The following is a 26,097-nucleotide window of genomic DNA, read 5'->3' as shown; positions in this document are numbered from 1 at the left end:
GGCTCGGCTCTACAAGAGCGACGAGCAGTCGGGCATGGCTCGACTCTACAGAAGGAGGGGAATCAGGCCACGTAAACGGTCTTGATGTTCATGAACTCATGGATGCCGTGGTCGGCCAGTTCCCGGCCAAACCCAGACTGCTTGCTGCCGCCGAACGGCAGCCGCGCATCGCTCTTGACGATCGCGTTGACGAACGCGGCGCCGCACTCCATGCGTTGCGCGAAGGCTTCGCCGCGCACCGGATCGCGCGTCCACACGCTGCCGCCCAGGCCGAAGCGGGTGTCGTTGGCCACGCGCAGTGCCTCGCTCTCATCAGCGACCCGGATCACCGCAGCCACCGGACCGAACAGTTCCTCCTCGTAGGCCGGCATGCCCGGGCCGACCTGGTCGAGCACCGTGGCCGGATAGCCGGCATGGGTGCCGGCAATCGGCTCGCCTCCTATCAGCACCCGCGCCCCCTTGGCCACGCTGGCCTGTACCTGCTTGTGCAGTTCATCGCGCAGATCGGCACGGGCCATCGGTGCCAGCGTGGTGCCCCGCTCATCGGGATCGCCGTACTGGCGCTCGGCCGCAGCTTCAACGAAGCGACGGGTGAATTCATCGGCCACCGCCTCGACCACGATGAAGCGCTTGGCCGCGATGCAGGTCTGCCCGCTGTTGTCGAAGCGCGACTTCACTGCTGCCGCAACCGTCTTGTCGAGATCGGCATCGTCGAGCACCACGAAGGCATCGCTGCCACCCAGCTCCATCACCGACTTCTTCAACTGGCTGCCGGCGTTGGAGGCGATCGAGCGCCCTGCCCGCTCGCTGCCGGTCAGCGTCACCGCCTTCACCCGTGCGTCGCGCAGCACGTCGGCGGCCTGGTCGTTGTCGATGTGCAGCACGTCGAACACGCCGTCCGGCAGGCCGCCATCACGGCACACCGCCAGGATCAGGTCGGCACACTGCGGCACGTTGCTGGCGTGCTTGAGCAGGGCCACGTTGCCGGCCATGAACGCCGGTGCGAGGAAGCGGAACACCTGCCAGATCGGAAAATTCCACGGCATCACCGCGAACACGCAGCCGATCGGCTCGTAGCGCACGTAGCTGCGCTGGGCTTCGGTGTCGATCAGCTGCGGCTTCAGATAGTCGGCGGCGTGGTCGGCGTAGTACTCGCAGGCCGCCGCGCACTTGTCGACCTCGGCCAGCGCCTCGGCCTTGAGCTTGCCCATCTCGTGGGTCATCGCCTGCTGCAGGTCGTCGCGGCGCGTGCGCAGCTGCGCCGCGATCTGGCGCAGGATCGCGCCGCGTTCCTGCAGTGAACGCTCGGCCCAGCCGGGGAACGCATCGGCGGCGGCCTGCAGGCGCTGCTCGATGTCGGCAGCGCCCATCAGTTCATGGCGGTAGGTCACCTGGCCGGTGGCCGGGTCGACGATCTCGACGGTCATGGGGGATCTCCATCTGGAAGACCCCCATTGTGCGCCGCCGGCCGTGAGCCGGGTGTTGCCGGCACAGTCGACGGATCGTGTACTCAGCCGTTGTCCTGCCGCGCCAGCTGCAGGTCGCGCTGGCGCCGCTTCTCGGCACGGGCATTGATGTACCAGCCGATCACCGCGGCGATCGATACCGCCGACACCAGCAGCGTGGCCAGTGCATTGATCTTCGGGCTGATGCCCATGCGCACCGACGCGAACACCTTCATCGGCAGCGTGGTCGAGCCCGGCGTGGCGACGAAGCTGGCCACCACCACGTCATCCAGCGACAGGGTGAACGCCAACAGCCAGCCCGCCACCAGCGCCGGCGCGATGATCGGCAGGGTGATGCGGGTGAACACGGTCAGCCGGCTGGCCCCGAGGTCCATCGCGGCTTCTTCCAGCGACAGGTCCATTTCCTGCAGCCGCGAAGACAGCACCACGGTGACGAAGCACAGGGTGAAGGTGACGTGCGCGATCCAGATGGTGGCCAGGCCGCGCGCCGGGAAGCCCGGAATCGCGCCCATCGAGGCCAGCAGCGCCATCAGCGAGAAGCCCAGGATCACATCCGGCATCACCAGCGGCGCGGTGACCAGCGCACCGAACAGCGGCTTGCCACGGAAGCGCTTGAAGCGGGTCATCACCATCGCCGCCAGCGTGCCCAGCACGGTGGCGGTACAGGCAGTCCAGAACGCCACCACCAGGCTGGTCCACATCGCATCCATCAGCGCGCGGTCGGCGAACAGGTCACTGTAGGCGCGGGTGGAGAACCCGGCCCAGACCATCGCCAGCCGCGAGCTGTTGAACGAATAGAACATCAACAGCAGGATCGGCAGGTACAGGAAGGCGAAGCCGAGCAGCAGAACGCCCAGCCCCAGGCCCTTGGCGGTACGCGGGCTCATGCCTGCTTCCCTTCCAGCAGGCGCTGCTGGGATCGGTTGAACAGCAGGATCGGCACCAGCAGCAACAGGATCATCGCCACCGCCATCGCCGAGGCACCCGGCCAGTTGCGGTTGTTGAAGAACTCGTTCCACAGCTGGCGGCCGACCATCAGCGTCTCCGAGCCACCCAGCATTTCCGGAATCACGAATTCACCCACTGCCGGGATCATCACCAGCATGCAGCCGGCGATGATGCCGGCCTTCGACAGCGGCAGGGTGATGCGGAGGAAGGCCTGCCATGGCCTGGCACCCAGGTCGTAGGCCGCTTCCAGCAGGCGGTGGTCATGCTTGACCAGGTTGGCGTACAGCGGCAGCACCATGAACGGCAGGTAGCAGTAGACGATGCCGATGTAGGCGGCGGTCGGCGTATCGATCAACTGCAGTTTCGGCACGCCCATCGACGTCATCAGCGCCTGCAGGCCGGTGAACTGCAGGAACTGGTCAAGCAGGCCGTTGCGGTCCAGGATCGCCTTCCACGCATACACGCGGATCAGGAACGAGGTCCACGACGGCAGCACCACCAGCATCATCGCCACGTTGCGTGCGGCCGGCGACAGGCGGGCGATGGCGTAGGCCATCGGGTAGCCGATCAGCAGGGTCAGGAAGGTGGAGATGGCCGCGATCCTGATCGAGCTCAGGAAGGCCTGCGCATAGATCGAATCGCGGAACAGCGCCAGGTAATTCTCCAGGTTCAGCTTCAGCGAGAACCCGCCGTCCCCGTACTGCAGCAGCCAGGTATACGGCGGCGAGCCGACCCGGCTGAGCGAGAAACTGATCATCAGCACGATCAGGAACGGCACTGCGAAGAACAGCAGCAGCCACAGGTACGGAATGCCGATCACCGTGGCACGCAGCCCCGGCAGCCAGCGCTTCAGGCCGGCGACGCTCATGAGGTGAGCACCACGCCGTCGTTGTCGCGCCAGTGCACCCACACCTCGTCGCCCCAGGTGAAGCCATCACTGGCCCAGCGCTGCGAGTTGGCGAAGTTGGCCAGCACCTTGGCGCCGCTGGGCAGGCGCACGTGATAGACCGAGTGGCTGCCGAAGTAGGCGATGTCCTCGATCACGCCCTGCGCCTTGTTGGTGTGCCCTTCCGGCTCGTCCTTGCCGATCATCACCTTCTCCGGGCGCAGCGCGAACGCGACCGGCTGCCCTTCATAGCAGGTGATGCCATGGGCAATGTAGATCGGCGCCGGGAACAGCGGCGAGCGCACGGTCACGTACTCGGGCAGGTCCTCGTCGATCACCCCGTCGAACAGGTTGACCGAACCGATGAACTCGGCGACGAAGCGGTTGGCCGGCTGCTCGTAGACCTCGTCCGGCTTGCCGACCTGCTGGATCCAGCCGGCATCCATCACCGCGATGCGGGTGGCCATGGTCATCGCTTCTTCCTGGTCGTGGGTGACCATCACGCAGGTCACGCCCGACGATTCGATGATGCTGACCAGTTCCAGCTGCATCTGCGAGCGCAGCTTCTTGTCCAGCGCGCCCATCGGTTCGTCCAGCAGCAGCAGCTTCGGCCCCTTGGCCAGCGACCGCGCCAGCGCCACGCGCTGCTGCTGGCCACCGGACAGCTGGTGCGGCTTTCGTTTGCCCAGGTGGCCCATCTGCACCAGGTCGAGCATTTCGCCGACGCGCTTGCTGATCGCATCCTTGCCCAGGCCATCCTGCTTCAGGCCGAAGGCGATGTTCTGCTCGACCGTCATGTGCGGGAACAGGGCATAGGACTGGAACATCATGTTGACCGGCCGCTGGTACGGCGGCAGCGCATCCAGGCGTTGGCCATCGACGGTGATGCTGCCCTTGGTGGGCGTCTCGAAGCCGCCCAGGCAGCGCAGCAGGGTCGATTTACCACTGCCGGAGCCACCGAGCAGGGCAAAGATCTCGCCCTTGCGCACGTCCAGGTTGACGTCGTCGACGGCGACGAAACCGTCGAATTCCTTGCGCAGATCACGAATGGAGAGATAGCCGGGCGCACCGGTCGTGTCGACGACGGCGGCTACCGGCTGGGCTTCAACGGGCATGGGGGCTCCGGGAGCGGGCGGTGGACAGCGGCGGCCATTCTAACGGCCGGGGGCCGAAGGGGATATGACGGGGAGCTGGCAAGACGACGCCGATGCATCGGCCGCGGACCCGTCATTCCCGCCCGCTACCCCACGCACCAATATGATCGTTACAAAGTAACACCCCCCCCCCTTCATGCGCCGCCGATCAGTTCTCATTGCCATGATTGTCAGCGAAGTACTCGTATCCGTATGAATGCTCAGATGCCAGATCACGCGCCGTCCTAGCGACGTAGCGCGCGTCTTCCGGGCTTGGAAACTGCTCGTCCAAATCGGTCGTTCCAAGTGCGAAGGTATCGGAAAAATGAGTTACTTCATGGTAGATGGTCGCCGCCTTTGACCCAGAGGGCACATTGGGACCTATCGGGAGATCGAAAAAACGTGGGCAATAATTCACAACATAGGGAACTGCAGTGGAGATCCAAGCATTGGTGTCTCCAACCATCTCTTCCGGGCAATCGCAAGAAGGTTGCTTGAGCAATGCGAACCGGGTAGCGACTCCCGAAACTGTCTTTCTGATCCGGTCATTGACCGGATTTGCGATGTTAGGATCGCCATGCTCACCGAACCACGACCTGTAGCGAGCAGTCTCTTTGAACGTCACGATAATGGATGATTCTCCAGACTCATATCCATAAAGCGACTCCAGATAGTTCCTCGAACTGCGGGCGATACCCGCCGCAGCGGCAATTCCCGCCGTTACTTCCTTTAATCGGGTTGGCGGGCAAGATGCCACTCGGGATGCTTCCTGCGGCGCAGTTTCGGCGCGCTGGCCTGCACGAGGCAGCGGAGCCACGATCAGCAACGAGACGGGAGATGTGGAAGCCTCCTTGTCGATCGCGGCCGCTCCTGCAGTCTCCGTACCGTCAAGAACCCGGTATCTAAGAATCGGAGCGGAAATCTTGTATGTCTGACCCGGACGAAGCTCATAGTTCAGGGAAAGATTGACCTGTCGAACAAGCCGCTGTCCAGGTTCCAGCGTCAGCGTTTTCTCTCGGGCTGCGGCGCTCAGGTGGGCAATGATTCCGCGATATGCAGCTGCATCTCCATCCTGCGAAACGACAAGAAACGCATCATTCCACAGCCTTCCATCCTGCAGGACTCTGGGTAGCCCCCTCTCGGGAATACTGAGCGCCACTGCGCCCGAATTGATGTAGGTGACGTGGACCACTACGTCAGCCATGGCGGCTCCTGCTGCCTGCTTCATTTGCACGGACAACTGCGCATTTGCCGAAGCAGCCCCGGCCAGAAATATGACTACGGAACCGATCCAGGATATGGCTTTCATTATTCACTCCCTTGAGGTGGATGGACAACAAGCATCCGTGACATGAGAATGACAATGCAAGAAATCGACGAACGAATGCTGATCCACTCGCCATTTTCAGAATTTTTGCAGTGCAGCCCTGCTCCAAGGAATTCTTGGCTAGGGAGACGTGTCTGCATCCGCTTCACTCCTGTACCCCCACTGTGCGCTTTCCGTCATGGGCTGCTTCCATCGCTGCTTGACTGCACGGCATGCGCCTTCATCTAAAGGCGCGCTGACCAACGGTCGGCAATCACCCGCGCCTCCCGACCAGCGCTCAATGCCCGATCTTCACCTCCCCACAGCCGGATGTAGAGCTTGTCGATATTCGGCGTGTAGATCGAATAGGTGAATATCTTCTCGGCCACGTCAGGCGGCAGGTAGATGGTCGGGTCGCTACGGACCGCTTCAACCGCCAGCGACGTCGACGACGGCGGCTACCGGCTGGGCTTCAACGGGCATGGGGGCTCCGGGAGCGGGCGGTGGACAGCGGCGGCCATTCTAACGGCCGGGGGCCGAAGGGGATATGACGGGAGTGGGTGGAAGCGGCCGCTGGCCCGCCCAAGGCCCCCGAGGGCGTGTCGGTTTTCCCCGCGATGGTGGCCTGTCCGCCCCAAGGCCCGGGCTCCCCTGGACGACCCTGCAGCCGTCCCGGCCAGACACTGCGGGCGGCAGCCCGATCTGCAACATTTTTCAGAACGGGATCCATTGAAAGCCCCGGACATTCCCCGCGCAATGTCCCGCATCTAGGCCTTGCATGGACCGCCCCTGGTGATTTCCCCGGACAGCCCCTCCCCTTTCCCGCCCCGCCTGCCGGGCTGCCTGCCTGCACGGCTGCCGCTGGTCATCATCGGCGCCGGCCAGGCCGGGTTGTCGCTCAGCGCGCTCCTGCAGGAGGCCCGCGTCGAGCATCGCGTGCTGGAGGCCGAAACCGTGGGCGCCAGCTGGCGGCGGCGCTGGGATTCGTTCCAGACCAACACCGCCAACGCGACGATGGCCCTGCATGGCCATGCCTATGCCGGGGATGACCCGGAAGGGTTCATGGGGGCCCCGGAAGTGATCCGACGGCTGCGCGACTATGCCGACGAGCGCGCGTTGCCGATCAGCGAGGGGTGCGTGGTCCATCGGGTCGGGCCGGAGTCCGGTGGCTATGCCATCGACAGCAGCCGGGGGCTGATCCATGCCCAGGCGGTGGTGGTCGCCACCGGTGAATACCGCCGGGCGCGGTTGCCCCGGGCCCCTTTCGCGCCCGCAACAGGCCTCACCGTGCTGCACTCCAGCGACTACCGCAGTCCCGGCCAGCTACCCGAGGGCGCGGTGCTGGTCATCGGCGGCGGCCAGTCCGGCGCGCAGATCGCCCAGGACCTGCGCGACGCTGGTCGCAGCGTGTACTGGTCATTGGCCGATCGTCATTCGCACACCCGTCGGCTGCGCGGCAAGGACTCGATGACCTGGTGGGACATGGCCGGGCGCATCCATCAACACGTAAGCCAATCGGCGGCCGTACTGGCAGGCGAGCCGGACGCGCTGCGCAAGGCCCGCACCGCGGAGTTCCCCCTGATTTCCGGCAAGGGACGCGCCGGCCTGGGCAGTTCGATCAGCCTGCTGGCGATGCACCGCGCAGGGATCAGGTTGCTGGGCCGGTTGCAGGAATTCAATGGAAACACCGCCCGCTTCGCCGATGTCCGCCCGCAACTTCGCACCGCGATCGAAGCGACGCGGGCCGAGTACGCCTATCTCGATTCGCTGGCCAGCGCGTACTACGCCACGCGGCCCGAGCCGCGCACCGACGATGCCCGCTACATTCCCGAAGAGGTCTATCTGCACTGGGAGCCGGACATAGCCCCGGATGAACTGGATCTGCAGGCGGCAGGCATCCGCTCGGTGGTGCTGGCCACCGGTTTCGTCGCCGAATGGCCCTGGCTCGATGTGCAGGGCGCGCTGGATGCCCACGGCTATCCGCTGGGCGAGTTTGGCGTTTCCCCGCAACCGGGCTTGTTCTTCATCGGCATGCACAACCTGCAGCGGATGAGTTCGTCGTTCCTGTGCAACGGCGGCCGCGATGCACGCGACCTGCTGCCGGCCATCCTGAGGCACCTTGACCAGGCCGACGGTACCGATTCCAGCACGGTGAAGCGGTGAAGCAAGGCGGCCGCCGGGCAAGGCCCGGCGGCGCCAGACCGGCTTAACGGCCGGTCTTCACCTCGGTCCACAGCCGGGTGTAGAGCTTGTCGGTCTCCGGCGTGTTGATCGAGTAGGTGAACATCTTCTCGGCCACGTCAGCCGGCGGATAGATCGTCGGGTCGGTGCGGATCGCCTCGTCCACCAGCGGCGTCGCGGTCGGGATCGGGTTGGCGTAGTGGATGAAGTTGGTGTTGGCCGCGGCGACCTTCGGTTCCAGCAGGTAGTTGATGAACCTGTACGCCGCTTCCGGGTGCTTGGCGTCCTTCGGGATCGCCAGCATGTCGAACCACTGCGGCGCACCTTCCTTCGGGATCGAATAAGCCACGTGCACGCCATTGCTGGCTTCCTCGGCGCGGTCGCGGGCCTGGATGATGTCACCCGACCAGCCGACCACCATGCAGGTGCCGCCATTGGCCAGCGAGCCGACGTACTGCGAGGAGTGGAAATTCTGCACGTACGGGCGGATCGACTTCAGCAGGTCGGCCGCCTTCTGCAGTTCGGCCGGGTCGCCGCTGTGCGGATCCAGGCCCAGGTAATGCAGCGCGATCGGGATCATGTCGGCCGGCGTGTCCAGGATGGTCACGCCGCAGTCCTTCATCTTGCTGATGTTCTCCGGCTTGAACACCAGGTCCCAGCTGTTGGCGACATCGGTGCTGCCGCCGAAGCGCTGCTTCAGCATGTCCACGTTGTAGCCGATGCCGGTGGTGCCGATCATGTACGGCACGCCGTACTGGTTGCCCGGATCCTGGGTGGCGATGCGCTTCATCACCGCCGGATCGAGGTTGGCCAGGTTCGGGATCTTGCTCTTGTCCAGCGGCAGGAACACGCCGGCCTGGATCTGGCGGCCGAAGAAGTTCAGGGTCGGCACCACCACGTCGTAGCCGCTGTTGCCGGCCAGCAGCTTGGTCTCGACCATCTCATCGCTGTCGAACACATCGTAGGTCACCTTGATGCCGCTCTCCTTCTCGAAGGTCGGAATGGTGTCCTCGGCGATGTAATCGCTGTAGTTGTAGACGTTCAGGACCTGGCTGTCCTGCGCGCCGCCGTTGCCACCGCCACAGGCGGCAAGCATGGCGGAGGCCAGGCCGAGCGTGAGGATACGCAGCTTCATCGGGTGCTCCAGAATGCGGGAAGGGGGGCCGGCGGAGCCGGCGACGGGTGCCAGCCTACCCCCCGGCGGCGGATTTTTCTATTCCAGATGCTCAGACGTTCAGCAGCAGGAACTCGCGCTCCCACGAGCTGATGACGCGGAAAAAGGTCTCGTATTCCTTGCGCTTGACCGAGATGTAAGCGCGGCAGAAACGCTCGCCCAGCAGGGCCTGGAGCTCGCTGCACTGCTCCAGCCCGTCCAGCGCCTCGCCCAGCGAGCGCGGCAGGTTGTAGCCCAGTTCCTTCGCGCTGCCGGTCACCGGCGCGTCCGGCGCCAGCCGCTCGCGGATGCCGAGCAGGCCGCAGGCCAGGGTGGCCGCCATTGCCAGGTACGGATTGGCGTCGGAACCGGCGAAACGACTCTCCACGCGCATGTTTTCCGGCGTATCCAGCGGCACGCGCAGGCCGCAGGTACGGTTGTCGAAGCCCCAGTGCACGTTGCTCGGCGAGACTTCGCCGAACACCAGCCGGCGGTAGGAATTCACGTTCGGCGCGAAGAACGCCATCGCCTGCGGCGCGTACTTCTGCAGGCCGCCCAGGTAGTGGCCGAACACCGGGCTGAACTCGCCCTCAGCATCGGTCTCGCCAGCGAACACATTGCTGCCATCGCTCACCCGCACCAGGCTCTGGTGGATGTGCATGGCACTACCGGGCTCGTTCTCCATGGGCTTGGCCAGGAACGTGGCGTACACCCCGTGGCGCATCGCCGCCTCGCGCATGGTGCGCTTGAACAGGAACACCTGGTCGGCCAGGTCCATCGCATCGGCATGGGTGAAGTTCACCTCCAGCTGTGCTGCGCCGGATTCGTGGATCAGCGTGTCCACGTCCAGCTTCATCGCATCGGCGTAGTCGTACATCAGGTCGAGGATCGGGTCGAACTCGTTGACCGCGTCGATCGAGTACGACTGCCGCGCGGTCTCCGGGCGCCCCGAGCGACCGGCCGGTGGCAGCAGCGGGAAGTCCGGGTCGGTGTTCTTCTGCACCAGGAAGAACTCCAGCTCCGGCGCCACCACCGGGCGCAGGCCCAGTTCCGCATAAGCCGCCAGTACGCGGCGCAGCACGTTGCGCGGCGCAAGCTCGTGCGGTTCGCCGCTCTTGGTGTAGCAATCGTGGATGACCTGCGCGGTGGCATCGGCCGCCCACGGCACCATGCGCACCGTGTCCGGATCGGGGCGCAGCATCATGTCCGAGTCCGACGGCGAGGTCAGCTCGTAGTAGTCATCAGGGAACTCGCCGGTGACGGTGGTGGCGAAGATGCCTTCGGGCAGCCGCGTACCGTAGTCGTGCGAGAACTTGTCGGCGGGAATGATCTTGCCGCGCGCGTTGCCGGTGATGTCCGGCACCAGGCATTCCACCTCGGTGATGCGCCGCTCCTTCAGCCAGCGCAGCAGGCTGCTTTCCTGCGGTGCGGGGGGCGTGGCCGTCTTGCGCGGGCGCGTTCGGGAACTCATCGGGAATCCAGTCGGTTCTGTTGGTGCTGCCGGCAAGCTTGGCCGAACGCACGGAAAATAGCGTGATAGAACGGCGTCTGCGTGGCACGCCACTCCGGATGCCACTGTACGCCGAGCACAAATCCATGGTGCAGGCTGCGCGCTGCCTCGACCAGTCCGTCATCGGCCATGGCCTCGACCTCCAGGCCCTGCGCGAGGCGGGCGATGCCCTGTCCGTGCACCGAATTGACCTGCGCGCGGCCACTGCCGTGCCACTGCGCCAGCCAGCCGTCGGCGGCCAGGGTCACCGCATGGGCCGGCCCATACTGCACGTCCACCGGCGCCTGCGGGTCTTCGCGATGGTCGGCCAGGCCGGGCACCGCATGCACCTGCGGATGCAGGCTGCCGCCCAGTGCGACGTTCAACTCCTGGAAGCCCCGGCAGATCGCCAGCACTGGCAGGTCCAGCGCCAGCGCCTCGTGCAGCAGCGCGAAGGCATTGGCATCGCGGGCAGGGTCATGCGGATTGCCTGGCCAGCTGCGGCCGCCTTCGTAGTGCTGCGGTTCGATATTGCTGACCGCGCCGGTCAACAGCAGGCCATCGAGCCCAAGCAGCCAGTCGCTGGCCGGCAACGGTGGCTGCAGGCTCGGCAACACCACCGGGGTCACCTCGGCCGCCTCGGCCAGCGCGCGCACGTACTTCTCGCCGGCCACCGCGAAACGGTGGTGGCCGAGCACGGTGCTGTCGGTGGGCAGGCCCACCCAGGGCAGGCGGCGCATGGGAAGACTCCTTGGCGTGCCGACACGTTACCCGTCGCCTGGCAACGGCGGCAAGTCGCTGCCGTCACACCACAGCTGCCATGCATCGGCGAAACTACCGGGGTGAACGCTGATCGACCTGCCCTGCTCCGCCCTCCCGCACTGCACCCGCGAGGCCTGCAGTGAGCGCCGCCTTTCCGCCCAGCTGGTATGCCTCCAGCCTGCCCGAACCGCCCGCACTGCCCGCGTTGCAGGGGCAGGTGCAGGCCGACGTTGCGGTGCTGGGCGCCGGCTATACCGGCCTGACCGCCGCACTGGAACTGGCCGTGCGTGGCCAACGCGTGGTGGTGCTGGACGCACAGCGGATCGGCTGGGGCGCGTCCGGCCGCAATGGTGGCCAGGCGCTGGTCGGCTATGGCTGCGAGGTGGACGAACTGGAGCGTCAGCTCGGCCGTAACGATGCGCGCCACCTGTTCGACTGGTCGCGCGACGCGGTACAGGCGATGCGCAGGCGCATCGACCGCCATTGTATCGACTGCCATTGGGTGGAGGGCCACGCCAGCGTCGCCATCCGCGAGCGCCATGAGCGCGACCTGCGCGCCAACTGCGAGCATCTTCAGCGCCACTACGACTACCCGATGCAGTGGTGGGACCGTGATGCCCTGCGCGCACAGCTGGACAGCCCGCGCTACCGCGCCGCGATGTTCGATCCGCACAGCGCGCACCTGCACCCGCTGGCCTATGCGCGTGGCCTGGCCGATGCGGCACGTGCGGCCGGCGTGGTGATCCACGAGAACTCCGCAGTGACCCGCGTGCAGCGCGGACCGCAGCCCACCCTGCATACCGCGCAGGGAAGCGTGCGCGCTGCGCATCTGGTGGTGGCCGGCAATGCCTGGCTGCAGGGCCTGCTGCCCGACCTGGAACGCCGGATCATGCCGGTCGGCACCTATATCGGCGCCAGCGCGCCGCTGGGGGCCGAGCGCGCCCGCGCCCTGATCGGCAACAACATGGCCGTGGCCGACACCGCGTGGGCACTGGACTATTTCCGCCTCAGCCACGACCACCGGCTGCTGTTCGGCGGCCGCGCCAGTTACTCGGCGCTGCCCCCACCCGGCCTGCGCGGGGTGATGCAGCGGCGCATGCACCAGGTGTTTCCACAACTGGCCGACGTGCCGCTGGAGCAGGTCTGGGGCGGTTACGTGGACATCACCCGCAACCGCGCTCCACATTGGGGCCGGCTGGACGGCAACCTGTACTTCGCGCAGGGGTTCTCCGGCCATGGGGTGGCCGCCGCCGGGCTGGCCGGCGAGGTCATCGCCGCCGCGATTGCCGGCCAGAGCGAGCGCCTGGACGTGTTCCAGCGCCTGCGGCATGCGCCTTTCCCCGGCGGCCGGCTGCTGCGCACGCCGCTGCTGGTGGCGGCGATGTCGTGGTACAAGCTGCGGGATGCGTTGTGGTGAAGATTCTGCATCTCCACCTGTATTGAACGTTCTGACAAGCGCACCGCAGCGCTGATCGTGCTGCACACGTCACAGATTTTCACGCAACATGTGTGATGGATGGTTGGTCAATTACCTAAATGCGCCTCTGTGCAATTGCATAATCGTTCGCAGACCGATAACGTCCTGAGAAACCGGGCCTCGCGGCGAATGGAAGCTGACAGGGGACACGCAGGAGAGGGGGACGTGCGATTGGACTGGTGGAAAGAAGGATTGTTGCTGAAGGTGCGCATTCGTCCGGCTGGCCTGATGCTTGCCTTGCTTTATGCAGTTGCCTATTGGGCAACCCGACAGCTGTCGCTGGATCAGTTCTATTTGCCAGCCGGCATCCGGGTGGCGGCCGTACTGTTGTGCCCGCCGCGCCTGTGGCCGTATCTGCTGCTGGGCGAATATGCGTACTTTGCACAGTCCCGCGTGCCAATGATCGAGAAGTACGGCCTGACATGGGTCATTGTTGCCTCCGCGTTCCTCATGCCCGCAGTGATGTTGATTGTGAAGCTGCAACGGCGACTGATGGCGGAGTCGCAGACGATCGGCCTTTTGTTGATTGCCGCCGCTTCCAGCGTCGTTGTTACGCTGCTGAACCTCAGCTTTTCCCATCTGCTCTGGCCAACACCCCCTTCCACGCCCTTCCTGACCAGTGCGGCGCGTTACAGCGTGGGCGACTTCATCGGCATTCTGACGGTGGCCCCCATCGCCATGCTGTGGGCGCGACAGGACCTGGGGCAGGAGTGGAACGCTGGACGAAAGACCCCGATGCTGGCGGCACTTTCATCGATGCTCCTGATCGGGATAGCAGCAACTCAACTGCCCGCAGACGGGGTTGCGCTGAAGGCAACGCTCCTGCTGCTGTTGGCACTCCCCGCGGCCGCACTTACCTGCCTGTATGGCTGGAAGGGTGCCGCCCTTGCAGTACCGGTGCTCAACATGGTCATCGGTCTGACCACGCCCAACACCCATCCCAACGCATTCGATCCCGCGGCCTTCATCACCCAGCAGATCATGGCGATCAGCGGCATCGTATTGCTGTTGCTCGGATCACGCATCACCCACTTCTACCATCGTTACAGGCTGCGCGAGATGGGGGAAAGGGACGCCATCCATCTTGCGAGGAGCTCGCAATTGGCCAGCGAGATGGAGCTGCGTGAGCGTGCCCTGCACCTTCGCAAGCTCGGCGACGGCATTGATACGTCACTGGTGGAGCTGGCCGACTGGCTCAAGGCCCAGGGACATCACGCAGTGGCCAGCAGCCTTCTGCATACCTCGAATGTACATTCGAGGCTCTTTCGCGAACAGACAAGCATGGTCTATCCCTCCGGCCTGGAGCATCTTGGGCTTTACGTGGCTTTGCAGGCTGGTGGCATCCGTGAGTCGTGGAAGCTGACGGAGCGCGTTCTCCGCCCTGATCTGAAAGGCGACCCCTGCAACCTGAGCGTGGAACTGCAGTTGGCCGCTTACCGGACACTCATTGATGCGGTCTCCATTCTTCTCAAACATGAAGGTGGACAGATTCGCATTCGTGCAAGATGCGGCGGAATGGGCTCCAGGCGCGGAATTCTCATGGTCGTGTCGCTGCTGGAGTCGCGTCGGCGCCTTTCCCAGCAGACAACCATGGCAGCGTTCGAGCGGCTGACCGGGCGAACCCTGCCCTATGACGGGACCGTTGACTGCTATCGCAACCGGGTCAGGATCCTGTTTCTCGACCGTGAAACAAAACTTGAGACACAGCCCAGTGCTCCATCACGGTACAGCTGCCCTGCACCCTCTGCGCTGCAGTAGCGCATTTCACAGTCAAGCGATCGGATCGAACCAACGCAGCGGTATCGCATAAACGTCCCGCTCATCCCGCTGGCCAAAGGCGTCATGGGCACCCGGCGAACATCCGGGTGCCCATGCGGTCTGACACTGAAGCTCTCCGATATCCCGGCAACAGGCGGTATCAGGGTGCCTCTACCGCCCACAAGACATCAGCTCCGCTTGCATATCTGACCAGCGTGAATGCGGGGGACCGATAGACAACCGTCCTGGTGGCTTTGGCGGGAACAGGCAGGCGCTGCTCAGGCAACGACACCTTCGCAGATGGGTCACCTGCCGGCAGTACCCAGAACGTGCCCGCAGCATTGCCGATCACGATGTGCACGTGGCCCGCGAGATCGTTTACCTGGAAATAATCCAGGCCATCGCGCTCGAACCCATAGACCAACCAGCCGGGATCCACGCTCAGGTCCTGTGCCTGCGGAATAGACTGGCCGAGTCCTTGGCCGGCCATCTTGATTCCATGGTCGTCACTCGGGGCAAAAGCAAAAACGGATACCGGCACCAACATCAATGCACCAGCACATGCATGAATTCGGAAACTTCTCACACTAACCTCCAGGTTGGATGCAATACGGATCAAGAAGGATGCTACCGCCAATCACATCAGCATATACCGGGCAGACTCCGCAGTGCCTGTCGGACATAATCCACTGGATCGATACAAACCCATGCCACGCCGAAGCTGCGTCCGAAATCGCCAATACCCGCAGCGAAACCCGCCCACGGTGCGGGTCAGCTGCATCTGCGACAAATGACCTGGACAGGCGCGTGTAACAGCAGGACATTGTCGATTGCGCGATAGTGAACACAGTGGACAGCATCAACTGCCGAATGTAGCAGGTGCAACGGCTGCAACGTGATCGAACCGAGGACGCGCTGATTGTGGATGATTCACCGTCCGCTGGTGGCTATGCCGACGCACTGCTGACCGTGTAGGGCCACGAAGCGCAGGAAGCCGGCAATTGCAGCACAAGGGGAAGCAACGCACCTCGATTGCGCCCTTCTCCGACTGTCGATAATGTCTACGGAAGTGGCCAGTCATCATTGGCCGGGAGACGAGAGGCGCGGGCTTGGAGCGATTCAATGAATCGATTGAACTGAGCTTCCGGATACGACCCGTCGGAATCGCACTCGCGGCCGTCTACGCCCTGAGCTGCCTTTCCTTGCGTCAGTTCTCGCTGGATCAGTTCTTCCTGCCTGCGGGCATCCGGGCAGCGGCACTACTGATCGTCCCGACCCGCCTGTGGCCCTACCTGCTGCTTGGCGAGTACGCCTACTTCGCAACCTTGCGCATCCCGATGATCGACAGCTACGGCCTGGCCTGGGTCATCCTGGCCTCGACGCTGCTGATGCCGATGGCGATGCTGGTGGTCCACCTGCACCGCATGAGAATGCCATCGGAGTCCGCCGCCGGCCTGTGGCTGCTGTCGCTGACCTTCTGCACGGCGTTGTTCGTCCCGGCTCTCAATATGGGCATTTCATTCGCCCTGTGGTCGAACCCGCCGCCGAGCAACCTGCTTGGCGCAGTTGATCGCACGATCTTTGGCCACTTCGCCGCCATCATTACCCTCGTGCCACTGGCATTCCTCTGGTCGCGACGAGACGCGGCCCCCAATTGGACGCGCCGCTTTGCTGCACCTACGGTCACGGCCATCCTGGTGATGCTGGTCCTGGCCCTGTGCATGCAGCTTACGGCCATCAGCGCCCACACCACACGCACCCACCTGGTGCTGCTGTCCTCCCTACCGGCGATCGCCCTGACCTTCATGCATGGGTGGCGTGGCGCTGCCATCGCGATTCCGCTGTTGAACCTTCCACTCCATTTCGCCACTCCCAGCACCGGCCTACCGTCCTCGTTCGACCTGGGCACCTTCGCCACCCAGCAGAACATGGCCGTGATGAGTGTCGCACTGCTCGCCCTGGGATCCAGCATCAGCTATCACCACGAGCGTGCACGGTCCCGTGGACTGGCTGAGGAAACCACATTGCGCTTGGCACGTAGTTCGCATCAGATCCGTGAGCGTGAACTTCGCGAGCGCGCCTCCCATCTCAAGCAACTCGGCGAAGGCATGGACAGCTCGCTCGGCGAGATGGTCAGCTGGCTGAAGGCGCAGGGGCATCACGCGGTGGCCAACAGCCTGCAGCACGCCTCATCCGTGCACTCGCGGCTGTTCCGTGAACAGGCCAGTCTGGTCTACCCCACGGGGCTGGAGCAGGTTGGGCTGTATATCGCGCTGCGCGTTGGCGGCGCATGCGAGAAGTGGGACAACTCCCATCGCGTGATACCGCCCCGGCTGGAGGGCAACCCCTGCCTGCTGACTGTTGACCTGCAGCTCGCCATCTATCGCTCGCTGATCGAGGCGGTGTCGCTGCTGCTGGAGCTGGAGTCGGGACAGGTCAGCGTGCGCGCCCGGAGCGGCCAGGCTGGCGACCGCCGCGGCATTGTGGTGGTCGTGGGCCTTCTTGACCGCAGTTGCACGCTGTCGAGTGGGACCGTTCAGCAGGCCACGGAGCGTCTGGCCGGCCGGATAATGGCCTACGGCGGTACGGTGCATTGCCGTGGCAACCGGCTCCGGCTCGTCCTGCACGAATCCATTGCGGGCACAGCGGCGTCATTCTCATCGCCCGCCTGATCGCCGAACGACACGCAGGGCATACTGCCCCGCTAAAGTTACACCCGAAACCGCCGCTATCCGTGCCGAGCCCCTCCCTCGTGAGCCACCGCATCATGCCCGTGCTGCCGCAGGCCGCCGTCGATGGCGACCTGGCCGATCCGCTGCCGCAGCGGATCCTGCTGGTCGAAAACTCCCGTGCGTTCACCGGCATGCTGCGCGAAGCCATCGAGCAGCGCCTGGAACTGCCGGTGGTGATCGCCTCCACCCTGGCCGAGGCCGACCGGCTGCTCAGCGAAGGCGGAGGCTGGTTCCTGGTGCTGACCGGACTGGTGCTGGCCGACGGCGACCGCGATGCAGTGGTCGAATTCTTCCTCAAGCGCGACCTGCCGACGGTGGTGGTCAGCGGCGTTTACGACGAGGACCTGCGCAAGCGCGTGCTGCAGCAGCAGATCATCGACTACGTGCTGAAGAACACCCCCGGCAGCATCGACTACCTGGTGTGGCTGGTGCAGCGGCTGGAACGCAACCGGCGCATCGCCGCGCTGGTGGTGGACGATTCGCCGTCCGCGCGTGGCTATGCCGCCGCCCTGCTGCGGATGTATGGGCATGAGGTGCACGAAGCCGCCGACGGCAACGAGGGCCTGGCTGCTATCGAGGCGCATCCGGCGATCCGCCTGGCGGTGGTCGACCAGGAAATGCCCGGCATGCAAGGCGTGGAATTCACCCGTCGCCTCCGCACCCTGCGCTCGCGCGACAAGGTGGCGGTGATCGGCATCTCCGGCAATACCGACGCCTCATTGATCCCGCGCTTCCTGAAGAACGGCGCCAACGATTTCTTGCGCAAGCCGTTCTCGCGCGAGGAGTTCTTCTGCCGCGTCTCGCAGAACGTGGACCAGCTGGAACTGATCGGCACCCTGCAGGACCTGGCCACCCGCGACTTCCTCACCGGCCTGCCCAACCGGCGCTTCTTCCTGGAGCAGAGCCAGCGCCAGCTGCCGCAGCTGCAGCTGCACGGCCAATGCGTGGCGGTGGCGATGATCGACATCGACCACTTCAAGCACATCAACGACACCCATGGCCACGAAGCAGGCGACGACGCGCTGCGCGCGGTGGCCGGCGCGGTGACCGCGCATGCACGCAGCCACGACCTGATCGCGCGCTTCGGCGGCGAGGAGTTCTGCCTGCTGGTGCCAGACATGGAACAGGACGAGGCGCTGCTGTACTTCGAGGAGCTGCGCCAGCGCATCGCCGCACTGGAGGTAGACATCGGCACCGCTACCCTGCGCATGACGGTCAGCATCGGCCTGTGCTGCCTGCGCCCGCAGCGCGATGCGCTGCACCGGCTGATCTCCGAGGCCGACCGCCAGCTGTACCTGGCCAAGGCCGGTGGCCGCAACCGGGTCAGCTGCACCACGGTGGCCAGCCCGCTGCGTCCACGCGAGCCTGCGCTGACCTGACCGGCTCGCTTTGATCCAGATCAACGCCGTTCCCGCACGGCAGCTCTACAGTCGGCCCCGACATACGCATGAAGGGGAGCCGGGGATGGCACTACTGGTCTGGCAGGACGATCTGAACATCGGCATCGATGTGATCGACCAACAACACCGCCGCATCATCGAGATGCTCAACCACCTGCACGTGGCGCAGACCAGCCTGCAGCGTGCAGCGGTGGGTGAAGTGATCGACGAAGTCGTCGACTACACCATGTCGCACTTCGCGTTCGAGGAAGAGCTGATGGAGGAGGCGGGCTACCCGTTCTGTGCAGCGCACAAGCGCGTGCATGAGATCTTCATCAAGCGCGTGGCCGAGTACCGGTTGCGCTTCCAGGCCGGCGAGGACATCAGCGACGAACTGCGCACCATGCTCTCGCGCTGGTTGTTCAACCACATCCGCGGCGATGATCAGGCCTATGCCGAACAGGTCAAGGCGCACCTGAACCAGTTCACCCGCGAGCACCAGGGCGGTGGCTGGCTGGGACGCACGCTCAAGCGCTTCTTTGGCTGAACCGCAGCGCGCGCCGGTGCAGTGCCACCAGCGCGCACAGCGTCGCTGCCGCAGTCAGGCACAGGTAGTAGCCGACCGCGACCAGGCCGAAGCGATCGGCCAGCCAGGTGGCCAGGTACGGCGCCGGTGCCGCACCCAGAATGCCAGCCAGGTTGAATGACAGCGATGCGCCGGTATAGCGCACCTCCACCGGGTAGATCTCGGCCAGGAAGGTACCGCAGGGGCCATAGGTCAGGCCCATCAGGAACAGGCCCAGGCACAGGAAGGCGGTGACCATCCACGGGCTGTGCGGCTGGAACAGCGGCGCGAACAGCACGCCGAAACCGATGATCAGCACGCTGGCCACGATCATCGTGCGGCGCGTCCCCCAGCGGTCGCCATAGCGCGCCGACAGCGGGATGCCCAGCGCGAAGAACAGCATGCCGGCCATCTGCATCAGCAGGAACTGCTCGCGGCTGTAACCCAGCACCGCCGTGCCGTGGCCGAGGCTGAACACGGTCATCAGGTAGAACAGCACGAAGGTGGCGAACGCGCCCAGGGTACCCAGCAGCATCGGCACCGGGTGGTCACGCAGCACCGTCCACATCGGCAGCCGCACCGGCGCCTTGCGCTCCAGCGCCTGCTTGAAATCGGGGGTCTCGTGGATGTTCAACCGCACCCACAGGCCGAGGCCGACCAGCAGCGCGCTGGCCACGAACGGAATGCGCCAGCCCCATTGCAGGAAGTCGGCCTGGCTCAGGCAACGGCCAAGCACCAGGAAGATGCCGGCCGACAGCAGGAAGCCGAGCGGTGCACCCAGCTGCGGGAACATGCCGTACCAGGCACGCTTGCCCGGCGGTGCGTTCTCGGTGGCCAGCAGCACTGCCCCGCCCCACTCCCCGCCCAGACCCAGGCCCTGGCCGAAACGGCACAGCGCCAGCAGCGCCGGCGCCCACAGCCCGATCTGTGCGTGCGTCGGCAGCAGGCCGATCAGCACCGTGGACAGCCCCATGGTCAGCAGCGCAGCCACCAGGGTGGCCTTGCGGCCGATGCGATCGCCGAAATGGCCGAACACTGCCGAGCCAACCGGGCGTGCGATGAAGGCCACCGCGAAGGTTGCCAGCGACTGCAGCAAGGCTGCCTGTTCGCTGCTGTCCGGGAAGAACAGGTGCGGGAACACCAGCACCGCGGCCGTGGCGTAGATGTAGAAGTCGAAGAACTCGATCGTGGTACCGATCAGGCTGGCCAGCAGAACACGACGGGGGGAATTCACGGGCGGCGCGGCAGCGGTGATCGTCGACATCGGCAACATGGGAAATGGCAGATCGCCCGATTCTGCCACGGGCTGGCGGCGGTACGGCACGATGGTTTCAGCCGACACCGATGCCAACGAGGGGCCAGGCGCCTCTGTAACGTCGAGCCATGCTCGACGGTTCTTCTCTTCGCGAGATGCAGCCGAGCATGGCTCGGCTCTACAGAAGAACGAACGGCAGTCGAGCATCGCTCGGCTCTACAGAGAGCGAACAGCCGTCCAGCAATCGCGTCGTTACAACTGCACCCAGGTGGCCTTGATCTCGCTGTACTTGTCGAACGCATGCAGCGATTTGTCGCGCCCGTTGCCGGACTGCTTGTAGCCCCCGAACGGAGTGGTCATGTCCCCGCCATCCCAGCCGTTCACCCAGATGCTGCCGGCGCGCAGCTGGCGCGCGACGCGGTGGGCCCGCCCCAGGTCCCGCGTCCACAGGCCGGCGGCCAGGCCGTAGCGGCTGTCATTGGCCACGCGCACCGCTTCGGCCTCGTCTTCGAACCCCAGCACGGCCAGCACCGGCCCGAACACTTCCTCGCGCGCCAGTGCCTGCTCCGGGCGCACCTGGTCGAACACGGTGGGCTGGACGTAGCTGCCGCCGGCTTCCACTTCGGCGCGCCGCCCACCCAGCAGCAACCGGGCGCCTTCGCCTTCGGCGCGCGCGATATCGTCCATCACCTTGTCCAGGTGCGCGGCATCCACCAGCGCGCCCATCGGCGCATCGGGGTCCAGTGGATGGCGGGGGTGCATGTGCTGGCCATAGGCAACCACCTGATGCACGAAATCCTCGCGGATCGAACGCTGTACCAGAAGCCGCGAACCTGCGGTACAGACCTCGCCCTGGTTGAAGAAGATACCCTGTGCCACCGCCTTCGCAGCGGCGTCCAGATCAGGGGCGTCGGCGAACACCACATGCGGGCTCTTGCCGCCACACTCCAGCCAGACCCGCTTGAGGTTGGATCGCCCTGAACACTGCAGCAGCTTCGCGCCCGTGGCGGTGGAGCCGGTGAAGGCGAGCACGTCCACATCCATGTGCAGGGCCAACGGCTCACCGACGCGCGCACCGTACCCCGGCAGCACGTTCAGCACGCCCTCTGGCAGGCCCGCCTCGGCGGCCAGCGCCGCCAGCCGCAACGCACTCAAGGGCGAGCGCTCGGACGGCTTGAGCACCACCGAGTTGCCCATGGCCAATGCAGGCGCGATCTTCCAGCAGGCCATCAGCAGCGGAAAGTTCCACGGAACGATCGCGGCCACGACCCCGGCGGCCTCGCGCGTGACCAGTCCCAGTTCGTGCGGGCCGGTCGGCGCGATCTCGCCGTACAGCTTGTCCACGGCCTCGGCGGTCCAGCGCAGGCAGCGCACCGCGCCTGGCAGGTCGATGCGGCGCGCATCACGCACCGGCATGCCCATGTCCAGGGTTTCCAGCAGGGCCAGCTCGTCGGCGTGCTTTTCCACCAACGCCGCCAAGGCCAGCAGCACGCGCTTGCGATGGGACGGGCTTGCCTGCGACCAGTGCCCCGCCTCGAAGCTGCGCCGCGCGGCCAGTACCGCGCGCTCCACGTCCTGCGCGTCGCAGTCGGCGACCGCCCCCAGTACGCGACCGTCGATCGGGCTGACGCAGTCGAAACGGGCGCCGCTGGCTGCATCGACATAGCGGCCATCGATGAAGGCCTGGCCTGGCATCGACAGCTGGAGGGCCAGCGCCTGCCAATGGCTGCGGTCGGGAAAATCGGCCATGGGATGCTCCAGCATTCAACGAGTCTTGGTTATACCGGGGTCACCGCGACTCCGCCGTGACGTGGCTGCGCTACATTCATCGCATCGGACCCGATGGAGCTGGCATGAAGCGTTCCGCGAGCGATCTGCACGACCTGGCCACACAGCGCCCCGAGTCACTGGACGCTTACTGGATGCCATTCACCGCCAACCGCCAGTACAAGGCGGCACCACGCATGCTGGTCCGCGCCGAAGGCATGCACTACGAAGACATCGATGGCCGACAGATCCTTGACGGCACCGCCGGCCTGTGGTGCTGCAACGCCGGCCACGCGCGACCGCGCATCGTCGAGGCCATCGCCGCGCAGGCACGCACGCTCGACTACTCGCCCGCTTTCCAGATGGGCTCGCCGCCGGCCTTCGCGCTGGCACAGCGGCTGGCCGCACTGGCTCCGGCCCCGCTCAACCATGTGTTCTTCACCAGCTCCGGCTCGGAGGCGGTGGATACCGCGATGAAGATCGTGCTGGCTTACCACCGCCAGCGTGGCGAGGGCCAGCGCACGCGCTTCATCAGCCGCGAGAAGGCCTATCACGGCGTCGGTTTCGGTGGCATGGCACTGGGCGGTCTGCCCAACAACCGCAGGGCGTTCGGCCTGCAGCTGGGGGGCGTGGACTATCTGCGCCACACCCTGGACCTGCAACGCAACGCGTTCAGCAAGGGCCTGCCGCGCCAGGGCGCGGAGCTGGCCGACGACCTGGAACGGCTGATCGCGCTGCATGACGCCTCGACGATTGCCGCCGTCTTCGTCGAGCCCATCGCCGGCTCCGCCGGGGTGATCCTGCCCGCGCCCGGATACCTGCAGCGCCTGCGCGAATTGTGCGACCACCACGGCATCCTGCTGGTGTTCGATGAGGTCATCACCGGTTTCGGCCGGGTCGGCATGCCCTTCGCCGCACAACGCTTCGGGGTCACCCCAGACCTGCTGACCTTTGCCAAGGCGGTCAGCAACGGCGCGGTGCCGCTGGGCGGCGTGCTGGCCAGCGACGCCGTGCATGCCACGCTGATGCAGGCCCCGCCGCAGGCCATCGAGCTGTTTCACGGCTATACCTACTCGGGGCACCCGCTGGCCTGCGCCGCAGCGCTGGCAACACTGGACGTCTACGCCGAGGAGCGCCTGTTCGAGCGCGCCATCGAACTGGGCGAGTACTGGCAGGAACGGCTGCACGCGCTGCAGGGCCTGCCCCACGTGATCGACATCCGCAACTTCGGCCTGGTCGGTGCGGTCGAGCTGGCGCCGCGCCGCGATGCACCTGGCAGCCGCGGCTACGAGGTGTTCCGGCGCTGCTTCCACGACGGCCGGCTGCTGGTGCGCTGTACCGGTGACATCATCGCGCTGTCGCCGCCGCTGATCGTGGACAAGGCACAGATCGACCAGATCACCGGCACGTTGGGCGAGATGATCCGGGTCACCGCCTGAGCCCGGGCCAGCAGTGGCGAGCGGGTACAATGGGCGGTTCCGCTCCTGCTCGTTGCCGTGCCCATGGATATCGTCGTCAAAGAAGAACTCAAGGCCTACATCGACCCGCTGACCGCGGACGAACATGACGCGCTGGAGCGCAGCATCCTGGCCGAAGGCTGCCGCGATGCGCTGGTGCTGTGGGGTAATGTGCTGGTCGATGGTCACAACCGTTTCGGCATCTGCCAGAAGCATGGCCTGCCCTTCAACACCGTGCAGAACACGCGCTTCCAGAGCATGGAAGACGTGCACCTGTGGATGATCGAGCAGCATCTGGGCCGCCGCAGCGTGTCCGACTTCCAGCGCGGTGTGCTGGCGCTGCGCAAGCGCGACATCCTGGCCGCCCGCAAGCAGGTCGAGCAGGCGCAGCTGCAGCGCGAGAGCGACGGTACCGCCGAAATCTCCGATGAGGCCGGCGAGGACAGCCCGCCGTGGGAGCCGGCACCGAAGCTCAGCCGCGCCGAGCTGGCCCGCGAAGCCAAGCTGAGTACCAGCCAGGTCGGCATGATCGAGCGCATCCACGCCCAGGCTGCACCCGAAGTGGTGGAGGCAGTGAAGGCCGGCGTGATTTCGATCAGCGCCGCTGCGGCCGTGGCCGACCTGCCCGAAGAGGAGCAGCGCGCTGCCGCCGCCGGTGGCAAGGACGAGCTGAAGCAGGCGGCCAAGCGCGTGCGCGAATCCAAGCGCAAGCCGCGCGCGCCGAAGCCGGACGCGGCCGAGATGGACTTCGAGGAGCCCAGCGAGGACGAGATCGCCAGCCGCGACGCCGAAGTGCTGTTGGCGCTGGAACAGCTGGGCGAGGATGCCCCGGCCCTGCGCCGCCGCGTGGTCGCGTTGACCCGCGAGAACGACACCCTGCGCGCCCAGCTGGCCGCGCTGCGCAAGCAACTGGAAGCGCTTTAAAAACGCGCGAACCTCTCATGTAGAGCCGGGCCCATGCCCGGCTGCGGTTTGCCGCACGCAAGGCAGCCGAGCATGGGCTCGGCTCTACAGGCAGGCATCACCGGGCTGCGGTTAGACTCGTGCAATGACGCCTGCCCACGATCCGCGCCGCGCCCAGCTGCGGCGCCTGAAAGCCCTCGCACTGGGCCTGCTGCTGTTGATGCTGGCCGGATTCGCGGTCAGCCATTGGCACGGCGAACGCGGCATCTGGGCCTGGGTTTCGGCCTTCTGCGAGGCCGCTGCGGTCGGCGCGCTGGCCGACTGGTTCGCGGTCGTTGCGCTGTTCCGGCGGCCAATGGGCCTGCCGATTCCACACACCGCGATCATCCCGCGCAGCAAGGAACGCATCGGCGACAGCCTGGCGCTGTTCGTGCGCGACCAGTTCCTGGAACCAGGTGTGCTGCTGGCCAAGCTGCAGGTGTTCGATCCGGCCAGCCGTCTCGGCAGCTGGCTGTCCGACCCGGCACGCTCGCGGATGCTGGCCGACATGGCCCGCAGCTGGGCGCTGCAGGCACTGGATTTCTTCGACGAAACCGCGGTACGCCGGCAACTGCACGCCTTCGTGGTGCAGCAGCTGCGGCAGTGGAATGCCGCTGCCACCGCCGGTGAACTGCTGGCCCTGCTGACCGCCGATGGACGCCACCAGCGCGTGCTGGACGAGGGCCTGCAGCGGCTGGGGCGCTGGCTGGAGCAGCCGGAGGTGAAGGAACGCGCCTCGCAGCTGATCGTGCGCTACATCCAGCGCGAATGGCCGACGCTGTCGAGCACGGTGAACTGGGTCAAGCCGATCGACGAGATCGGCGACAGCCTGGCCGAGCGCCTGGCGCGGGCGGTACTGGAAGAACTGCAACAGGTGCTGGCCGAGCCGCAGCATCCGCTGCGCCAGGACTATGAGACCTGGCTGCAGAACTACGTGCAGCGCCTGCGCGAAGACCCGGCGCTGGCCGAGCGCATCGAACAGCTCAAGCAGGACCTGATCGACCACCCCGCCCTGCAGGACTACGTTCAGGGGCTGTGGGCGCGCATCCATGCCAGCCTGCGCGCCGACCTGCAACGCGAGGACTCGGCACTGGTCGGCCACCTGCAGCGCAGCCTGGCGTCGCTGGGCAGCAGCCTGCAGGCCGACCCGGCCCTGCGCGAGGCCCTCAACCAGCACCTGCTGGAAGGTGCGCAGCGCCTGACCGGGCGCCTGCGCGAGGGCGTGACCACGCATATCGCGCAGACCGTGAAGGGCTGGGACGAGCGGCACCTGGTCGAGCAACTGGAACTGAGCGTGGGTCGCGACCTGCAGTTCATCCGCTTCAACGGCACCCTGGTGGGCGGGTTGATCGGCCTGCTGTTGCATGCGGCAACCGTGGTGTTCAGGTTCTAGCCCCGGCCAACGCCCACGATCAGCACGCTTGATTCATAAAATGCGAAT

Annotated in this window: 20 protein-coding genes; 9 read left to right on the top strand and 11 right to left on the bottom strand. The window is 65.7% G+C overall.

The genetic code is table 11. The annotated features are described in order from the left end of the window. Positions 1 to 62: 62 nt before the first annotated feature. The 5 genes from ACZ75I_RS06790 to ACZ75I_RS06770 form a co-directional block, all read right to left on the bottom strand. Positions 63 to 1,427 (bottom strand): NAD-dependent succinate-semialdehyde dehydrogenase, encoded by a 1,365-nt coding sequence (locus tag ACZ75I_RS06790; protein WP_346476587.1) that lies wholly within the window; start codon positions 1,425 to 1,427, stop codon positions 63 to 65. 83 nt (positions 1,428 to 1,510) lie between these two features. Continuing rightward, the gene (locus ACZ75I_RS06785) at positions 1,511 to 2,353 is read right to left on the bottom strand and encodes an ABC transporter permease subunit (RefSeq protein WP_180869970.1); all 843 of its coding nucleotides are present in this window, start codon (positions 2,351 to 2,353) and stop codon (positions 1,511 to 1,513) included. Then, on the bottom strand, positions 2,350 to 3,282 hold the full coding sequence (locus tag ACZ75I_RS06780) for an ABC transporter permease subunit (RefSeq protein WP_180869968.1): 933 nt from the start codon (positions 3,280 to 3,282) through the stop codon (positions 2,350 to 2,352). The genes ACZ75I_RS06785 and ACZ75I_RS06780 overlap by 4 nt, the downstream gene beginning before the upstream one ends. After that, on the bottom strand, positions 3,279 to 4,415 hold the full coding sequence (locus ACZ75I_RS06775) for an ABC transporter ATP-binding protein (protein WP_005415926.1): 1,137 nt from the start codon (positions 4,413 to 4,415) through the stop codon (positions 3,279 to 3,281). The genes ACZ75I_RS06780 and ACZ75I_RS06775 overlap by 4 nt, the downstream gene beginning before the upstream one ends. 187 nt (positions 4,416 to 4,602) lie before the next feature. Then, on the bottom strand, positions 4,603 to 5,742 hold the full coding sequence (locus ACZ75I_RS06770; protein WP_346476586.1) for a M35 family metallo-endopeptidase: 1,140 nt from the start codon (positions 5,740 to 5,742) through the stop codon (positions 4,603 to 4,605). Positions 5,743 to 6,513: 771 nt separating this feature from the next. Between ACZ75I_RS06770 and ACZ75I_RS06765 the strand changes: the two genes are divergently transcribed. Next, positions 6,514 to 7,902 carry a flavin-containing monooxygenase gene (locus tag ACZ75I_RS06765; protein WP_472958860.1) on the top strand — a complete coding sequence of 463 codons (1,389 nt, stop codon included), beginning with the start codon at positions 6,514 to 6,516 and terminating at the stop codon, positions 7,900 to 7,902. A gap of 43 nt (positions 7,903 to 7,945) precedes the next feature. Here ACZ75I_RS06765 and ACZ75I_RS06760 read toward each other — a convergent pair whose 3' ends face one another. The 3 genes from ACZ75I_RS06760 to ACZ75I_RS06750 all read right to left on the bottom strand — a co-directional run bounded on the left by ACZ75I_RS06760 (position 7,946) and on the right by ACZ75I_RS06750 (position 11,302). After that, positions 7,946 to 9,055, bottom strand: a complete 1,110-nt coding sequence (locus ACZ75I_RS06760) for a polyamine ABC transporter substrate-binding protein (protein WP_346476585.1) — start codon at positions 9,053 to 9,055, stop codon at positions 7,946 to 7,948. Between the two features lie 91 nt (positions 9,056 to 9,146). Then, positions 9,147 to 10,544: a glutamine synthetase family protein gene (locus ACZ75I_RS06755; RefSeq protein ID WP_049416306.1), complete on the bottom strand. Its 1,398-nt coding sequence runs from the start codon at positions 10,542 to 10,544 to the stop codon at positions 9,147 to 9,149. After that, positions 10,541 to 11,302, bottom strand: a complete 762-nt coding sequence (locus ACZ75I_RS06750) for a gamma-glutamyl-gamma-aminobutyrate hydrolase family protein (RefSeq protein ID WP_346476584.1) — start codon at positions 11,300 to 11,302, stop codon at positions 10,541 to 10,543. The genes ACZ75I_RS06755 and ACZ75I_RS06750 overlap by 4 nt, the downstream gene beginning before the upstream one ends. 161 nt (positions 11,303 to 11,463) lie before the next feature. On the opposite strand from ACZ75I_RS06750, the gene ACZ75I_RS06745 reads away from it, so the two are divergent. Further along, entirely contained in the window at positions 11,464 to 12,741 is a 1,278-nt protein-coding gene (locus ACZ75I_RS06745) for an NAD(P)/FAD-dependent oxidoreductase (RefSeq protein ID WP_428986730.1), read from the top strand. 225 nt (positions 12,742 to 12,966) lie between these two features. Further along, positions 12,967 to 14,559, top strand: a complete 1,593-nt coding sequence (locus tag ACZ75I_RS06740; protein WP_180869960.1) for an MASE1 domain-containing protein — start codon at positions 12,967 to 12,969, stop codon at positions 14,557 to 14,559. Positions 14,560 to 14,719: 160 nt separating this feature from the next. Here ACZ75I_RS06740 and ACZ75I_RS06735 read toward each other — a convergent pair whose 3' ends face one another. Next, positions 14,720 to 15,106, bottom strand: a complete 387-nt coding sequence (locus tag ACZ75I_RS06735) for a hypothetical protein (RefSeq protein ID WP_472958859.1) — start codon at positions 15,104 to 15,106, stop codon at positions 14,720 to 14,722. Between the two features lie 562 nt (positions 15,107 to 15,668). Here ACZ75I_RS06735 and ACZ75I_RS06730 point away from each other — a divergent pair. From ACZ75I_RS06730 to ACZ75I_RS06720, 3 genes are all read left to right on the top strand, one after another. Further along, positions 15,669 to 17,231 (top strand): MASE1 domain-containing protein, encoded by a 1,563-nt coding sequence (locus ACZ75I_RS06730; protein WP_472958858.1) that lies wholly within the window; start codon positions 15,669 to 15,671, stop codon positions 17,229 to 17,231. Positions 17,232 to 17,326: 95 nt separating this feature from the next. Further along, entirely contained in the window at positions 17,327 to 18,670 is a 1,344-nt protein-coding gene (locus ACZ75I_RS06725; protein WP_049416322.1) for a diguanylate cyclase, read from the top strand. Between the two features lie 85 nt (positions 18,671 to 18,755). Next, positions 18,756 to 19,217, top strand: a complete 462-nt coding sequence (locus tag ACZ75I_RS06720; RefSeq protein ID WP_049416324.1) for a bacteriohemerythrin — start codon at positions 18,756 to 18,758, stop codon at positions 19,215 to 19,217. On the opposite strand, the gene ACZ75I_RS06715 is transcribed toward ACZ75I_RS06720, so the two are convergent. After that, positions 19,198 to 20,499, bottom strand: a complete 1,302-nt coding sequence (locus ACZ75I_RS06715) for an MFS transporter (protein ID WP_472958857.1) — start codon at positions 20,497 to 20,499, stop codon at positions 19,198 to 19,200. The genes ACZ75I_RS06720 and ACZ75I_RS06715 overlap by 20 nt on opposite strands. Before the next feature lie 243 nt (positions 20,500 to 20,742). Next, positions 20,743 to 22,239, bottom strand: a complete 1,497-nt coding sequence (locus tag ACZ75I_RS06710) for an aldehyde dehydrogenase (protein ID WP_472958856.1) — start codon at positions 22,237 to 22,239, stop codon at positions 20,743 to 20,745. A gap of 104 nt (positions 22,240 to 22,343) precedes the next feature. Between ACZ75I_RS06710 and aptA the strand changes: the two genes are divergently transcribed. The 3 genes from aptA to ACZ75I_RS06695 all read left to right on the top strand — a co-directional run bounded on the left by aptA (position 22,344) and on the right by ACZ75I_RS06695 (position 26,049). Next, a complete protein-coding gene (gene aptA, locus ACZ75I_RS06705) occupies positions 22,344 to 23,696 on the top strand; it encodes an omega-aminotransferase AptA (RefSeq protein ID WP_472958855.1) in 1,353 nt (450 codons plus the stop codon). Positions 23,697 to 23,759: 63 nt separating this feature from the next. Then, a complete protein-coding gene (locus ACZ75I_RS06700) occupies positions 23,760 to 24,638 on the top strand; it encodes a ParB N-terminal domain-containing protein (RefSeq protein ID WP_472958854.1) in 879 nt (292 codons plus the stop codon). 124 nt (positions 24,639 to 24,762) lie between these two features. Continuing rightward, entirely contained in the window at positions 24,763 to 26,049 is a 1,287-nt protein-coding gene (locus ACZ75I_RS06695) for a DUF445 domain-containing protein (protein ID WP_472958853.1), read from the top strand. The last annotated feature ends 48 nt before the right edge of the window (positions 26,050 to 26,097 follow it).

The organism is Stenotrophomonas sp. X, assembly GCF_055721025.1.
Note: the sequence above shows the minus strand (reverse complement) of the source record. Positions and strands in the feature narration are given on the sequence as shown.